The organism is Curtobacterium sp. MCPF17_001, from assembly GCF_003234615.1.
Taxonomy (GTDB): domain Bacteria; phylum Actinomycetota; class Actinomycetes; order Actinomycetales; family Microbacteriaceae; genus Curtobacterium.
In genome coordinates this window covers 74,367-89,785 of sequence record NZ_QKSL01000006.1, presented here as the reverse complement: position 1 = coordinate 89,785, position 15,419 = coordinate 74,367, and the positions used below count along the sequence as shown (strand labels likewise).

The following is a 15,419-nucleotide window of genomic DNA, read 5'->3' as shown; positions in this document are numbered from 1 at the left end:
AGGTCAGGAGAGCGTGGCGGGAGCGCCCTCGCGCGGCAGCAGCGGCAGCCACACGCGGAAGGTGGCGCCGCCGCCCGGGGTGTCGAACACCTCGACGGACCCGTGGTGCGCGTGCACGATGCCCGACACGATCGCGAGCCCGAGGCCCGATCCGCCGGTGTCCCGTGCGCGGCTGGTGTCGGCTCGCCAGAAGCGCTGGAAGATCTTCTCCCGCAGCTGCGGCGGGATGCCCTCGCCGTGGTCGATCACGTCGATGTGCGCCATCTCGCGCTCGTCGTCCACGCCGATGCCGATCTCGATCGGGTCGTCGTGCTCGGTGAACCGCATGGCGTTGCCCATCAGGTTCGTCACGATCTGCCGGACCTTGTTCTCCTCCGCCAGGACGATCGGCGGCCGCTTGGGGAGCACGATCGTCGGCAGGGGCGTCGTCTCGTCGGTCGGGTTCTTCGTGTCGAGGCTCATCGCCCGGGTGCGACGAGCGCGGAGACGCGCGATCGTCTGCCGCGAGAACGCGATCGGACCGGTGGTGTTGAGCGACGGGGACGCGGGGGCGGCCGGGCTGCCGGAACCGTCGGCCGCGGCACCGAAGGAACTCATCGGCCGCACGGCCTGCGGCACGTTCTCCCCGGTCAGTGCGTCCTCGACCAGGACCTGGATCTCGCGGTCCGGGTTGGAGGCCATCGTGTCGAGCGCGGAGTCACGGGCGATGGTGACGAGGTCGACCGGTCCGAGTTCGAGCGGCTTCGACTCGTCGATGCGGGCCAGCTGCAGCAGGTCCTGCACCAGGAGGCCCATGCGCTTGGCCTCTTTCTCGATGCGGTCCATCGCCTGCGCGACGTCCTCTTCCTTGCGCAGCGCACCCATGCGGTAGAGCTCGGCGTACCCGCGGAGGGACACCAGCGGCGTCCGGAGTTCGTGTGAGGCGTCGCCGACGAACCGGCGCATCTGGTCGATCGTGCGCTCACGGTCCTCGAAGGCGTCGTCGATCCGCTCGAGCATCGCGTTGAGGGATCGGTTGAGCCGGCCGACCTCGGTGTTCGGGGTGTCCGCGTCGAGGCGCTGGTTGAAGTCACCGGCTGCGAAGCGAGCCGCGGTGTCCTCGACGTTGCGCAGTGGGTCGAACGTGGCGGTGACGAGGAGGCGCGTGAGCATCGCCCCGAGCAGGATCACCGAGATGCCGAACAGCAGGAAGATGACGGTGAACTGCCCGATGGTCTGGTCGGTGCCGGCGCTGGAGACCGCGACGAGGACGTAGCCGGTCTCGGTGGCCCCGGTGGAGAGGTTCTGCAGGTTCGCGGGGATGACCTGGGCACGCCACTCGTGGTTGTGCTGCTTGTCGTACAGGCTGAAGGGGGCCGCGGTGGAGGCCGCCGCCGAGAAGCGGACGTGTGAGACGTCCGGCTGCGACGGCGACTGCGTGTCGCAGATCTGTTCGCCGCCGCCGTCGTACGCGGCGACGTAGGAGCTCTTCTCGAGCACCATCGACAGCTTGCAGTACTGCTCGCCGTCGCTGACGTTCTGGCCTTCGAGCTGCGAGCTGGTGGTCGTCACCTGGGTGTCGAGTTGCCGCATCAGGTACGTGCTCAGCACCGTCATCGTGCCGAGCCCGGCGACGAGCAGGCCGAGCGCGACCAGGAGGACGGTGATCCCGGTGATCTTGGTGCGGAGGGAGATCGCGTCCCACCAGTGAGTCATTCGCGCGTGCATGCTTCCCCAACACTAAGCGGCGGCCGCCGGGGAGAACCCGACGACCGCCGACAGTCAGCTGTGACTCAGGAGGCCTTGGACGCCTTGAGCATGTAGCCGAAGCCACGCTTCGTCTGGATGATCGGCTCGGCCGAGTACTGGTCGAGCTTCCGACGGAGGTAGGAGATGTAGGACTCCACGATGCCCGCGTCGCCGTTGAAGTCGTACTCCCACACGTGGTCGAGGATCTGCGCCTTCGACAGCACACGGTTCGGGTTGAGCATGAGGTAGCGCAGCAGCTTGAACTCGGTGGGGGAGAGTTCGATCTGCGCCTCGCCGATGGTGACCTCGTGCGTGTCCTGGTCCATCGTGAGCTCGCCGGCGCGGATGATCGCGTCTTCCTCGTCGTTCATCGTGCGACGCAGGATCGCCTTGATGCGGGCGACGATCTCGTCGAGGGAGAACGGCTTCGTCACGTAGTCGTCGCCGCCGACCGTGAGGCCGGTGATCTTGTCCTCGGTGTCGTCCTTCGCCGTGAGGAAGAGGATCGGCGAGGTGTAGCCCGAGGAACGGAGGCGCTTGGTGACGCCGAAGCCGTTCATGTCGGGGAGCATGACGTCGAGGATGATGAGGTCCGGCTCCTCTTCGAGCACGGCGGAGATCGCCTGTGCCCCGTTCCCGACCGCCCGCACCGCGAAACCGGCGAAGCGAAGCGAGGTCGTGAGGAGATCGCGGATGTTCGGCTCGTCGTCGACGATGAGGATCTTGGGTCCGTCGGTCATGTGACCATCATCTGGCTGTTCCCTGGCCGATTCCTGGGAGCCGTTCGTGTGTCGGCTAGGCGTCGTCAGGCGACGGGCGCCGCGAGCTGGTCAGCGTCGAGGATCGTGTACGAGTACCCCTGCTCGGCGAGGAACCGCTGTCGGTTCTGCGCGAAGTCCTGGTCCACGGTGTCGCGGGTGACGAGCGTGTAGAACGACGCCGGGACGCCGTCCTTGTTCGGCCGCAGCAGCCGCCCGAGTCGCTGGGCTTCCTCCTGGCGGGACCCGAACGAGCCCGACACCTGGATCGCCACCGTCGCGTCGGGCAGGTCGACCGAGAAGTTCGCGACCTTCGAGACGACGAGCACGTCGATGCTGCCTTCGCGGAACGACTGGTAGAGCCGTTCACGTTCGTCGACCGGCGTCGCGCCGGTGATCTCGGCAGCGTCGAGCGACGCCGCGAGCTCATCGAGCTGGTCGATGTACTGCCCGATCACCAGGATCTGCTCACCGCGGTGCTTCTCGATGAGGTCGCGGACGACGGGGGTCTTCGCCGGCGAGGTGGCCGCCAGCCGGTACCGTTCGTCGTCGCTCGATGCCGCGTACTCCAGACGGTCCTCGTGCGACAGGTCGATCCGGACCTCGTAGCACTCCGCGGGGGAGATGTAGCCCTGCGCCTCGATCTCCTTCCACGGGGCGTCGTAGCGCTTCGGCCCGATCAGCGAGAACACGTCGCCTTCGCGCCCGTCCTCGCGCACGAGCGTCGCCGTCAGTCCGAGACGACGTCGGGCCTGGAGGTCCGCGGTCAGCTTGAAGACCGGCGCGGGCAGCAGGTGGACCTCGTCGTAGACCACGAGACCCCAGTCGAGCGCGTCGAGGAGCGAGAGGTGGGTGTAGACGCCCTTCCGGCGGGCCGTGAGGATCTGGTAGGTCGCGATCGTGACCGGCCGGATCTCCTTGACGCTGCCGGAGTACTCGCCGATCTCGTCCTCGGTCAGGGTCGTGCGGCGGAGGAGCTCGGTCCGCCACTGCCGTGCCGACACGGTGTTCGTGACGAGGATGAGCGTGGTCGCCTTGACGGTCGCCATCGCGCCGGCACCGACCAGCGTCTTGCCGGCACCACACGGCAGCACGACGACGCCGGAGCCCTGCTGGAAGAAGCTGTCGACCGCCTCGTGCTGGTACGGCCGCAGGTCCCACTCGGTGGTGTCCAGGTCGATCTGGTGCGGCTGCCCGGGCGTGTACCCGGCGAGGTCCTCGGCCGGCCACCCGATCTTCACGAGCTCCTGCTTCACCTGGCCGCGGGCCCACGCCTGCAGCTCGACGGCGTTCTCGGAGCGTCGTTCGCCGAGGAGGGGCTGGATCCGCTTCGACCGCACGACCTCGGCGAGGACCGCCGGGTCGGATGCGGTGAGCACGAGCGCGGGCTGCTGCTCGAGCTCCTCGGTCGGGGAGTTCGCGATCACGGGGGCGTCCTCGCGCTCTTCCCGCCGGATGACGAGCCGCCCGTAGCGCGAGACGGTGTCCTCGATGTCGACCGTCACGCTCTGCGGCACCGGGAACTTCGCGAATCGTTCGAGCGTGTCGATCATCGACGCCGCGTCGTGCCCGGCAGCGCGCGCGTTCCACAACCCGAGCCGCGTGATGCGGTAGGTGTGCACGTGTTCCGGCGCCCGTTCGAGCTCGGCGAACACCGCCAGCGCGTGTCGGGCGTCCTCTGCCTGAGGGTGCGCGACCTCGAGCAGCACGGTGCGGTCACTCTGCACGATCAGCGGTCCGTTCATGACGGATCAGCCTAGGCGGCGCAGCTGGTGCATGACCCGGTTGTCCACAGCACGACCGTCAGGCGTCGCTCTCGATGCCGACGACGAGCGACAGCGGCAGGGTCCGTTCGACATCGACCGCGGTGTCCTTGCCGCGGACCCGACCGGCCGCGACCGAGGTCGGCACGATCGAGAACGGCCGCTCCGATCCGTCCGGCATCCGCACGGTGATGCGGATCGGCGTCCGACCGCGCACCGCCATGTCGATCTGCCGTGCCATCCACTCCTGCTCCGGTTCCGCGTCGCCGCGTTCCGTCGTCAGTCGCAGGCGCTCCACGAGCGCACGTGCCGCCTGCTCCGGAGACCGGCTCGGTGCGCGTCGCCGGACGGGAGGCCCGGATCGCGTCTCCGGGCGCGCCCCCGCTGCGAGCACGGCCGGGTACCGCTGGTCCTCGAGCGCGCTGGCCACGACGTGCGGCGGGTACTTCGTGACGAGGGTGGTCAGGTCGGGCCGCTCCCACGCCAGCTGGCGGAGTTCGGCGTCCACCCCGATGAGGTCGAGCTGCTCCGGTGTGCCGTGCAGCACGGACCCGAGGTCGCCTTCGCCGCGGTCCACCACGACGCTGCCGTCACGGGTCGCGACCTGGTCGATCAGGTAGGTGAGGGGCTGGGGGACCTCGGTCGCACCGATGCGGGTGAACAGCGCCACCACGTCGTCACGGGTGCGGCCGTCGCGGAGTGCCCGGCGGATCGAGTCCTCGGAGACGCGGTACCGCGCCGCCAGGCCCGGGGCCTCGAGATCGGCGACGGCCCGGAGGTCGTCGTCGTCGGCAGGTGTGAGGGGCCCGGGTGCGATGACCGTGAGGTCCGGCTGCAGGTACACCCCGTCGACGGTGCCGGGCAGGTCGGCCGCGGCGGCGGAGCGTGCTGCCTCCGGGTCGTCGCCGAGCAGTACCCGGCCGGTGGAGGTCAGGCGGCCGTCGACCGCGAGCCCGAGGATCCGTGCCGTGCCGGCCGCGTCGAGCAGTGCGGCGTCGAGCCAGCGTGAACCGGCGGGGTAGGCCCATCGCCCCAGCGACACCAGGTCGCCGAGGTCGTCGTCGGCCAGGTCCAGGACCTCGGCGACGGCGGGGTCGAGCGCGGCACGCCAGTCGTGCACGACCGTCGCCCAGCGGTCCGGCCACGAGGACCGGAGCCAGGCGTGTCCGGCGTCCGAGACCTTCCACGACCCGTCCTCGGGATGCGCGGCCCCGACGCGGTCGAGCAGTGCGAGTCGGTCCGACACCACGGCGGCGTCAGCCCCGGTCCGCTCGCCGAGCTGTCGGGCGAGGGGGGCACCGATGCCGCCCTTCGCGAGTTCCCGCACGGAACCGGCATCGGCGGCGCGGAGGAGCTCGGCCAGCACCGTGAGGGTCTCGAAGGCGTGCTCGGCACCGGCAGCGCGGGACCGGTCGTCGTCGGCGACCGACTGGCGGCCGGAGGTGTCGGGGCGGGCGGGGGCCGAGCCTCCCGGAGCGTCCGTGACGAGTTCCGGGCGTGCGGCGAGTCGGGCGGCGACCGCGTCATCCACCGCGCCCGTCCCGTCGGCCAGGCCGAGTGCGACCGCCGGTGCGAGGTCGTCCGGCGAGCCGCCGTCGCGGAGGGCGACGAGGGCCCGGCGAGGGAGCCGCTCGATCGCGGCGTCCACCGCGTCGTCGGTGCGGAGTGCTTCGGCCAGGTCGAAGAAGTCCGCGATGTGCTGCGGACCGGACTCGCCGAGTGCGGCGGTCGGGAGGGCGCGTGCCAGAACGAGTCGTTCGAGCGCGTCGTCCGGGAGCTCGCGCAGTCGTGCGGCGAGGTCCGTCGTGGTCGTCATCGTCCTTCGCCGGCGTCCGGGGCGGACGTCAGCGCGCCTCTGCGCGGTGCTGCCGGGCCTTGCGCGTCCAGGTGATGACCAGGAGCGTGAGCATGAGCACGAACGCGATCGGCGGACCGAAGTAGACGACCCCGAGCGCGACCGGCCAGATGCCGTCGCCGGGGATCTGCTGCATCGTCAACCACCCGACGATCATGACGATGAAGCACGCCAGGATGAGGCAGACGATCCCACCGACCATGAACGCGAGCGTGCGTTCGGTACGATTGAACGTCGCCGGGGGTTCCGCAGCAGTGCGGGGGTCCCCGGTGGATCGGGTCGGCTTGGCCATCGGCCCAGGATATCCGACGCACCGCGGCCGTCCATGTAACGAGGAGTCCCAGCATGCCCACCGGCAAGGTCAAGTTCTACGACGACCAGAAGGGCTTCGGCTTCATCTCCGGAGACGACGGCGACCAGGTCTTCCTGCACGCCTCCTCCCTGCCCGACGGTGTGACCACGGTGAAGGCCGGCACCAAGCTCGAGTACGGGGTCGTGCAGGGCAAGAAGGGGACCCAGGCACTGACCGTCCGGATCCTCGAAGCCCCGCAGTCCCTCGCCAAGATGACCCGGCGCTCCGCGGACGACATGGCCGTGATCGTCGAGGACCTCGTGAAGGAACTCGACCGGATCAGCGGCGACCTGAAGCGCGGCCGCTACCCGAAGAACGGTGAGCGCATCGCCACCATCCTGCGACACGTCGCCGACCAGTTGGACGCGTGAACATGACCACCGACCTCACCGAGCTCGCCCGCGGCGCACTGCTCGAGATCACCCCCGAAGCAACCGTCGGCAGCGCCGTCGGCACCGTCGACGAGGGGGACGGCGTCGTCTCCGTCCTCTTCGCGAACCGCATGCCCGGCTACCCGGGGTGGCGCTGGACCGTCAGCATCGCCCAGGTCGACGGTGACGAGCCCACCGTCCTCGAGGTCGAGCTGATGCCCGGCGACGGGTCGCTCCTCGCGCCGGAGTGGGTGCCGTGGTCCGAGCGGCTGGCGGACTACCGCGCGGCGCAGGACGACGAGGAGTCGGACGAGGACGAAGACGATGACCAGTCGGACGAGGACGACGACTTCGACGACGAGTCGGACGAGGACGAGTCCGACGACGACGACAATGACGACGAGGACGAGGACGAGGACGAGGACGAGGACGAGGACGAGGACGACGACGAAGACGACGTCCCGCCCCCGCCCGCCCGTGGCCGTCGCCGCACCCGACGCGTCCGCCCGGTCGACCCCGACGACGACCTGGACCTCGAGCAACTCGACGTCGGCGAGGTCGACCCCGGCTTCCACCGGTCCTGACCTCCGCGCCACGCAACGTGGGCGGCATCGCGCAACGGAGTACCGCTGCGAGATGCCGCCCACGTTGCGTTTTGCGGAGGGGCTAGGCCGCGAGGGCCGCCACCACGTGGTCGATCGCCCGCGTCAGCTGCCGCACGTCGTCCGGGTCGATGGCGGTGAACGTCGCGACGCGGAGCTGGTTGCGGCCGAGCTTCCGGTACGGCTCGGTGTCGACGATGCCGTTCTGGCGGAGCGTCGCGGCCACGGCCTTGGCGTCGATCGAGTCGTCGAGGTCGATCGTCACGACGACCTGTGAGCGGTGCGCCGGGTCGGAGACGAACGGCGTCGCGTACTCGGACGCCTCGGCCCAGTCGTAGAGCGTCGCGGACGAGGTCTTCGTGCGGAGGTCGGCCCACGCGAGACCGCCGGACTGGTTCATCCACCGCACCTGGTCGTCGAGGAGCAGCAGGGTGGTGATCGCCGGGGTGTTCAGCGTCTGGTCCAACCGGCTGTTGTCCACGGCGTTCTGGAGCGACAGGAACTCCGGGATGTACCGGCCCGAGGCGGCGATCCGCTCGACCCGCTCGATCGCTGCGGGGGAGAACAGTGCGAGCCAGAGTCCGCCGTCCGAGGCGAAGTTCTTCTGTGGGGCGAAGTAGTAGACGTCGGTCTGGTCCACGTCGAACGCGGCGCCACCGGCAGCGCTCGTGGCGTCGACGACGGTCAGTGCGCCCGGGTCCCCGGCGGCGCGGATGACCGGGGCCATGACGCCCGTCGAGGTCTCGTTGTGCGGGTAGGCGTAGACGTCCACGCCCTCGACGATCTCGAGCTCGGCGCGGGAGCCACCCGGTGCCTCGACGACGTGCGGGGCCTCGAGCCAGGGGGCCGCAGCGGCCTTGGCGAACTTCGACCCGAACTCACCGAAGGACAGGTTCTCGGCCCGGCGCTCGATGAGGCCGAAGGCGGCGGCGTCCCAGAACGCGGTCGACCCACCGTTGCCGAGCACGACCTCGTAGCCGTCCGGCACCTGGAACAGGTCGGCGAGACCCTGTCGGACGGATCCGACCAGGTCCTTGACGGGCTTCTGGCGGTGCGAGGTCCCGAGGACCGTGGCGCCGCGGGTGACGAGGGTCTCGAGCTGTGCTCCGCGGATCTTCGACGGACCACATCCGAAGCGGCCGTCGGTGGGGAGGAGGTCGGCTGGGATGACGATGTCTGCCATGGACCGATCCTAGCGACGGCGGGGGTGCCGCCTGGCGTGGACCGACCGGACGGGACGGCGCCAGCGGCGGCTGCGTGTCGGGGTCGGGGCGGGCCTGGCGGCCGGCGTCCGCGCACAGCGCACGGTGTCGGTGCCGTCTGGCCGGTCCCAGCAAGTAGGGTTGGTCGGGCTGGGCCAGGACCATGAGAGGCGGACCGTGACCGATCTCGTCGACACCACGGAGATGTACCTCCGCACCATCCTCGACCTCGAAGAAGAGGGGATCGTGCCGCTGCGCGCCCGGATCTCGGAGCGCCTCGGGCACTCCGGTCCGACGGTGTCGCAGACGATCGCCCGGATGGAGCGCGACGGTCTCGTCGTCGTCTCGGGGGACCGGCACCTCGAACTCACCGACACCGGTCGTTCCCGTGCCACCCACGTGATGCGCAAGCACCGGCTGGCCGAGCGTCTGCTGGCCGACGTGATCGGTCTGGACTGGGCGTTCGTCCACGACGAGGCCTGCCGGTGGGAGCACGTGATGAGCGAGCAGGTGGAAGTGCGTCTGCTCGAGATGCTCGGCAACCCGACCGAGTCGCCCTACGGCAACCCGATCCCGGGACTGGCCGAGATCGGCGGTCCGACGGCTGCCGGCTTCCTCGACGGCGTGCGCAACATCGTCGCCGCGACCGACGACACCGACGCCGTGGCGACCGGGGTCATCCGTCGCCTGGGCGAGCCGGTGCAGTTCGAGCCGGAGCTGCTGCACCAGCTGCGGTCGGCCGGTGTGATGCCGGGGCGGACGGCGAGTGTGCAGCGTGCCGGGGCGTACGTGTCAGTCCGCGTCGAGGGCGAGGACTCGGGCATCGAGTTGCCGACCGAGGTCGCGCAGCACGTCTACATCAGCGTCGACTGACCGGCCAACGCGAACCCTAAGGGGTACGCGCCGGGGGTACAAGACCCTTTGCGGACCCACAGGCTCGCCGGCGAGCACGGCAGGGCGCGTTGGTCGGCTCTGATCAGGGGTTCTTCACCGAATCGTTACCGGATCACGGTTTCATCTCGACATGGTGACGACGCACCCGTACACTCGACGAGTCCCCGGGAGCAGCGATCGCGGGGGCCCGTGGCAGGACGTCTCGAAACCCGTCTCCTGCCTGAGTCGGAAACGATGACGAACGGATGGGGTTGCACACGCCGGGTTCGCGCCTGGCGGGTGATGACGAGGCGCCGGAGACTCCCCCTTGACCCACACCGGAACCGCCGCGGACGACTCGACGACCGCGAACCCGACGAACACCGGTGACGCCACCCCGGCTCCCCTGACCCGCAGGGCAGCACGCGAAGCAGCGGAGCGCGCGACCCGCCGCCCCCTCACCCGCTCGGCGTCCACCCCGGCCCGCACGCAGGCCACCCCCGTCCGTGCCGGCAGCGCCCTCGGTGTCGCCCGCACCGCCACGACGACGGCTGCGAAGCCGACCGCCGCCTCGCGCAAGCGCCGGTTCATGGCCCCCGTGGTCCTGGCCGTCGCCGCCGGCATGTTCGGCACCATGGCCGTCCCCGCCGCGTTCGCGAGCACACAGCCGAGCACGACCGCCGAGACCGCTCGGCAGTCGCTTGTCGCGGCCCAGTCGCAGGAGTTCGACGTGTCGGCAGCCGCCGGCGCGGCCGACACCTCGCGCGACGGTTTCGGTGCCACCTCGACCGCGACGCTCACCGCAGAGAAGGCCGCCGAGCACGCGAAGGAGGTCGAGGCCGCTCGCGCCGCGGCCGCCGCCCAGTACGCCTACGACGGCAAGACCGCGGAGGACTACCTCGCCACCGCGAAGACCGGCACCGCGAACGCCGCCCCCACGGCGACCTCGGCTGCGGCGACGGCTGCCACCCCGGTCGCCGCCGGTACCCCGTTCTCACTGCCGGCGGTCGTCGCCACGGCCAAGCAGTACATCGGGACGCCCTACGTCTTCGGCGGTGCCACCCCGGCCGGCTTCGACTGCTCCGGGTACGTCATGTACGTGTACGCCCAGTACGGCATCAACCTGGCGCACTCGGTCCCTCTGCAGGACCAGGCCGGCACGACGATCCCCGAGTCCGAGGCGCAGCCCGGCGACGTCGTCATCTTCAACAACGAAGCGCACGACGGTTTCTACATGGGCAACGGCATGATCATGGACGCCCCCAAGCCCGGTGGAGCCGTGTCGATCCGCCCGATCTGGACGAGCGACTACCACATCGTCCGCTTCGGCATCTGACGATCCGACACCGCTCCGGTGTCCGGCCTGACGCTCCGGCGTCAACCGTGTGAACACCATCAGAACCGGCCCCGCACCTCTCGTGCGGGGCCGGTTTCTGGGTTAGCCTGCACGCATCGGTTCGACTCGACCCGAACGGGAGACCACATGCCGACGTCACGCACGACCCGCACCATGGGTCGGCGCGCGCACGTCGACATACGGACGACCACAGCCCGCATGCCCCGGCAAGCGCGCGACTGACCAGAGCACTGCCCTGACGGGTGGTGCTCTTCGTGTTTTGCGGACCTCTCTGCCTCCGGGCAGAGCGGTCCGGCCGACGCCCGACCACGGGAGTCGGTGGCCGTGATCACCTGTTCGACGCCGCATGAACCGGTACCCGTACCGCCTGGAAGCCGTCCAGGCACGTCGGAAGGGAACCCATGCGCACTCTCGTCCTCAACGCCGGTTACGAGCCCCTCGCGGTGATCTCGTTCCGTCGAGCCCTGGTCCTCGTCATGAACCAGAAGGCCTCCGTCGTGGCCGCCGACACCCTGCACCCCGTCACGGGCTCAGCCGTCAGCTTCGACCGTCCGTCCGTGATCATCCTCACCCGGTACGTGCGGATCCCGCAGTCCCGGCTCATCCCGGTGTCCCGACGCGGGGTCCTCCGTCGCGACGCCAACCGGTGCGCCTACTGCGGCCGGAACGCCACCACGATCGACCACGTGCAGCCCAAGTCGCGCGGTGGCCGGGACTCGTGGGAGAACCTGGTCGCCTGCTGCCTGGCGTGCAACAACGTCAAGGGGGACCGCACCCCGCGGGAGATGGGGTGGACGCTGCGCTTCCCGCCGAAGGCGCCGCACGGGTCGGCGTGGGTGGTGCGCGGCATCGAGCGTCCGCAGCCGGACTGGGACGAGTACCTGGTGGCCGCGTAGGCGGCTGCGTCGCCGACCGTCGGACGGGAGGCCCGTGATCACCGCACCACGGGCCTCACGTCCGACGCGTCAGCCGTCGGCGGTAGCGTGCCGGCATGAGCGAGAGCGCGCGGTTCGACGACGCCACCATCGACGACCTCCGAGCCCGCCTCCGGGCGACCCGGTGGCCGGACGCGCCCGTCGGTACCGGCTGGTCCCTCGGGGTCGACGTCGACGAGCTGCGGGCGCTCGTCACCTCGTGGGCCGAGGACTTCGACTTCGCCGCGCACCGTGCGGCGATCGAGGCGCTGCCGAGCCGGCGGGCGACCGTCGGGGGCATCGACGTGCACCTGCTGCACCAGCGGGCGGACCGTGACGACGCCCTGCCGATCCTGCTGGCACACGGCTGGCCGGACTCCGGGTGGCGGTACCGGCGCGTGCTGCCTGCCCTGGTCGACGCGGGACTCCACGTCGTCGTGCCGGACATGCCCGGGTACGGGTTCTCGGCGATGCCCCCGCAGCCCCTGAGCTCGCGGGACGTCGCCGGGCTGTGGGCCGAGCTCATGACGCAGCTCGGGTACGACCGCTTCGCCGTCGCCGGCGGTGACATCGGCAGCGGTGTCGCTCGGTGGCTCGCGATCGACCACGCCGACCGTGTCATCGCGGTGCACCGGGTCGACGCCGGCATGCCGGTGTTCGCGGGCGACCCGGCGGAGCTCTCCGCCGCCGAGCGGACGTTCCTGAGCACTGCCGGCGAGTGGCGGGACGCCGAGGGCGCCTACGGGGCGATGCACCGGACGAAGCCGCAGACCGCCGCTGTGGGACTGACCGACTCGCCGGCCGGACTCGCCGCGTGGATCGTCGAGAAGCTGCGCTCGTGGAGCGACTGCGATGGCGACCTGTGGTCGGTGTACTCCCGTGACGACGTGCTCGGGCTCCTCACCGAGTACTGGGTCACCGGCACGATCGGCTCCTCGATGCGGATGTACCACGCGAACGCCGCGGTGCCGCCGAGCGAGCAGGCCCGGCGGGTGGAGGTGCCGTCGGGCTTCACGCTGTTCCCGGTCGACCTGGTGCGACCCCCGCGGGAGTGGCTGGAGCGGACGACGAACCTCGTCTGGTACTCGGAAGCGCCACGCGGCGGGCACTTCGCCCCGGTCGAGCAGCCGGGTCTGTTCGTGTCGGAGCTGCTCCGGTTCCTCGAGGCCTTCCGGGGCGCCACCCCGGGCTGACCGGCAGGGTGCGCGGCGCACGACGCCGGCCGAGACGGACGGGAGGCCCGTGGCGGGGTCGCCACGAGCCTCCCGTCCGTCAGGGGTGACGGTGTCGGTCAGGGCAGGTAGTACGTCGGGTTCGGCAGCTTCACGGACCGGTCGGCGGAGCCGCCGATGAGGTCGCTGTACTGGTCGCCGACGTTCGCGACGACGTCGTAGCCGCCACCGCTCCGCGACTCGATGTGTGCGCGGGTCTGCGACTTGTACTCGATGGTCGTGCACTTGGCGGTCGCGCAGTGCACGTACGACGGCTGCTGGGACGTCCCGGTGCCGGTCCACTTCGTGTAGTAGGTGCGGTTGCCGTCCTGCTCGGCGGCGAACTGCGGGAAGCCGACCCGGTGCAGGTTGTCGATCGTGGCGGCCTGCTGCGCCTCGTTGCGGCCGGTGAGGCCGATGACGGTGCAACCGGAGCGCTCGGCGACGGACACCAGGTCCGTCATCGACGGCGTGGCCGGGAAGCGCTCGTCCTGCACCCAGACGTCCTGTTCGGTCGGGTCGAAGACGAAGTGCATGTCCGCGACCTCCATGTCGTACGTCCACAGGGTGGTGTCGTCGGCGTCGAGCACGATCGCGGGATTGCGGTGTCGTCGGTCGGCGGCGGCGCACTGTGCCGCGATGACGGGGACCTGCCGGGCGACGAGCGACCGCATCTCGCGGATGTACGGGCTGTCGGTCTTGTCCGCGATGCCGGTCCCGGGGTCGCCGTAGTACGTGGCGATGGTCGCCTTGACCGAGTCGATGTTCGGGATGCCCTCGCCGCCCTGCGTCCGGCCGGATGAACCGTCGGCCGCCATGCGGAAGCGCGTCTGGGGGGTGAGCTTCGGCTCACGGACGCCGGGGAGGTCCGCCGAGGGCAGGTAGTACGTCGGGTTCGGCAGTTTCAGGGTCTCGTCGGCGAAGCCACCCTGCAGGTCGGACCACTGGTCGCCGACGTTGAGGGTGATGTCGTAGCCGAGGTCCTGCTCGATGTGCCTGCGGGTGAGGGCCTTGTACTCGACCGTCGTGCACTTCGCCGTGGCGCAGGTGACGTAGCTCGGCTGCTGCGAGGCACCCTTGCCGGTCCACTTCGTGAAGAACCGGTCGTCGGTGAAGCCCGAGTACCCGACCTTCGCCAGGTTGGCGAGCGTCGCGGCCTTCTGGTCGTCGTTCCGACCGGTCAGTCCGAAGACGGTGAAGCCGACCTTCTGTGCCGCGGCGACGAAGCCCACCATCGACGGCGTCGCGGGGAAGCGCTGCCCCTGGACCCAGACGTCCTGCTCGGCCGGGTCGAAGACGAAGTGCATGTCCGCGACCTCCATGTCGTAGGTCTCGAGCGTGGTGTCGTCGGCGTCGAAGACGATCGCCGGCTTCTCGCCGTGCCGGACCGCCTTGTCGTAGGTGCGCTGCAGACTCCGGGTCTGCTTCTCGATGATCGAGCGCATCTCGCGGATGTAGGGGCTGTCGACCTTGTCGGCGATGCCGGTGCCCGGGTCGCCGTAGTACGTCGCGATCGTCTTCTTGACGGAGTCGATGTTCGGGATGCCCTCGCCGCCCTCGGTCTTCCCGGAGGAGCCGTCCGGCGCCATCGTGAAGTGGGTCCGGGGGGTGAGGTGACGGTCGGCGCGGCTGGTGGCGCTGCTGCTGGCCGACGTGCTCGAGGTGCTCGACGTGCCGGTCGTCGTCGGGGTGATCGTGGTGGCGTTCGCCGCCGTACCGCTGAGCAGCGCGCCGGCGAGTGCGGCCGCGGTGACGGCGGCGACCGCGGCGGAACGGCGCGCGGTGGAGGGGAGGGGCATGCTGGTCCTTCGGTCCGGAACTGCCCCCGACCGGGGGCCACGGCTGACGCTAGCTGGGAGCGTGCCGTGCGTCCAGGGTCTGTTGCAGACGGCACCACCGAGGAGCGTTCTGCGGCTCCCGCTAGAGTGGTGGGGCTGGCCTCTGTAGCTCAATGGAAGAGCAGTTCCGTCCTAAGGAAAGGGTTGGGGGTTCGAGTCCCTCCAGGGGCACCACGGTGGTCCGCCGGGTGCTGTCGAACCGCAGGGCTTGTCGTCAGTGGTTCACGTGTCTGGTCAGCAGACTGCGCCGGGTTGTGCCTGAAGCAGGATCTGTCGCCGCGCGAATGACTTGTCTCCCTCGCACACAACCTGTCGCCGGAGCGCGTTCGGTGCTGCCTCAGTCAGCGAACGTCTCCCGGCGAGTGAGGAGCAGGGTGCCGTGCGCGCTTGCTTGTCGTCGTTGGACACGGGGTTCGGCAGGGACGTGTTCGAGCGGAACGTGCAGCGATCTGGTCCCCGCGCTGGTGTCACCCGACTGGAAGTGCCGCGCCCTTGCTCGGGTACGTGGACGGTGTTGCGTTCAGCGCCCCTTCACCGGGCATTTTCGCGGGACAGTCATACGGGAATCCCCAGGTCAAGCAGGACACGGGCAAGT

The 15,419-nt window shown here is 70.2% G+C and carries 13 protein-coding genes and 1 tRNA gene; 7 read left to right on the top strand and 7 right to left on the bottom strand.

The features are described 5' to 3' along the window. Positions 1-3: 3 nt before the first annotated feature. From DEJ24_RS07680 to DEJ24_RS07660, 5 genes are all read right to left on the bottom strand, one after another. A complete protein-coding gene (locus tag DEJ24_RS07680; RefSeq protein ID WP_258374759.1) occupies positions 4-1,695 on the bottom strand; it encodes a cell wall metabolism sensor histidine kinase WalK in 1,692 nt (563 codons plus the stop codon). A gap of 77 nt (positions 1,696-1,772) precedes the next feature. Then, the gene (locus tag DEJ24_RS07675; protein WP_110905105.1) at positions 1,773-2,468 is read right to left on the bottom strand and encodes a response regulator transcription factor; all 696 of its coding nucleotides are present in this window, start codon (positions 2,466-2,468) and stop codon (positions 1,773-1,775) included. A gap of 65 nt (positions 2,469-2,533) precedes the next feature. Further along, complete coding sequence (locus tag DEJ24_RS07670) at positions 2,534-4,231, bottom strand: DNA repair helicase XPB (protein WP_111078070.1); 1,698 nt, start codon at positions 4,229-4,231, stop codon at positions 2,534-2,536. A gap of 58 nt (positions 4,232-4,289) precedes the next feature. After that, positions 4,290-6,065 carry a helicase-associated domain-containing protein gene (locus tag DEJ24_RS07665; protein ID WP_111078068.1) on the bottom strand — a complete coding sequence of 592 codons (1,776 nt, stop codon included), beginning with the start codon at positions 6,063-6,065 and terminating at the stop codon, positions 4,290-4,292. A 28-nt stretch (positions 6,066-6,093) separates the two neighbouring features. Continuing rightward, positions 6,094-6,396, bottom strand: coding sequence for a multidrug ABC transporter ATPase (locus DEJ24_RS07660; protein ID WP_111078066.1), 303 nt, complete (start codon positions 6,394-6,396; stop codon positions 6,094-6,096). Between the two features lie 53 nt (positions 6,397-6,449). On the opposite strand from DEJ24_RS07660, the gene DEJ24_RS07655 reads away from it, so the two are divergent. Continuing rightward, entirely contained in the window at positions 6,450-6,827 is a 378-nt protein-coding gene (locus DEJ24_RS07655) for a cold-shock protein (RefSeq protein ID WP_110905101.1), read from the top strand. A gap of 2 nt (positions 6,828-6,829) precedes the next feature. After that, entirely contained in the window at positions 6,830-7,411 is a 582-nt protein-coding gene (locus DEJ24_RS07650) for a DUF3027 domain-containing protein (protein ID WP_111078064.1), read from the top strand. Between the two features lie 82 nt (positions 7,412-7,493). On the opposite strand, the gene serC is transcribed toward DEJ24_RS07650, so the two are convergent. Next, positions 7,494-8,612: a phosphoserine transaminase gene (serC, locus tag DEJ24_RS07645; protein ID WP_111078062.1), complete on the bottom strand. Its 1,119-nt coding sequence runs from the start codon at positions 8,610-8,612 to the stop codon at positions 7,494-7,496. Positions 8,613-8,808: 196 nt separating this feature from the next. Here serC and DEJ24_RS07640 point away from each other — a divergent pair, with 196 nt between their 5' ends. From DEJ24_RS07640 to DEJ24_RS07625, 4 genes are all read left to right on the top strand, one after another. Continuing rightward, positions 8,809-9,504 carry a metal-dependent transcriptional regulator gene (locus tag DEJ24_RS07640; RefSeq protein ID WP_110905098.1) on the top strand — a complete coding sequence of 232 codons (696 nt, stop codon included), beginning with the start codon at positions 8,809-8,811 and terminating at the stop codon, positions 9,502-9,504. A gap of 328 nt (positions 9,505-9,832) precedes the next feature. Further along, a complete protein-coding gene (locus tag DEJ24_RS17310; RefSeq protein ID WP_111078060.1) occupies positions 9,833-10,840 on the top strand; it encodes a C40 family peptidase in 1,008 nt (335 codons plus the stop codon). A 422-nt stretch (positions 10,841-11,262) separates the two neighbouring features. Further along, the gene (locus tag DEJ24_RS07630) at positions 11,263-11,757 is read left to right on the top strand and encodes an HNH endonuclease (protein WP_110905096.1); all 495 of its coding nucleotides are present in this window, start codon (positions 11,263-11,265) and stop codon (positions 11,755-11,757) included. Between the two features lie 95 nt (positions 11,758-11,852). After that, positions 11,853-12,968, top strand: coding sequence for an epoxide hydrolase family protein (locus DEJ24_RS07625; protein WP_111078058.1), 1,116 nt, complete (start codon positions 11,853-11,855; stop codon positions 12,966-12,968). A 98-nt stretch (positions 12,969-13,066) separates the two neighbouring features. Here DEJ24_RS07625 and DEJ24_RS07620 read toward each other — a convergent pair whose 3' ends face one another. Then, a complete protein-coding gene (locus DEJ24_RS07620; protein WP_111078056.1) occupies positions 13,067-14,785 on the bottom strand; it encodes an HAD family acid phosphatase in 1,719 nt (572 codons plus the stop codon). A 138-nt stretch (positions 14,786-14,923) separates the two neighbouring features. Here DEJ24_RS07620 and DEJ24_RS07615 point away from each other — a divergent pair. Further along, positions 14,924-14,998, top strand: a tRNA-Arg gene (locus DEJ24_RS07615). Positions 14,999-15,419: the final 421 nt, after the last annotated feature.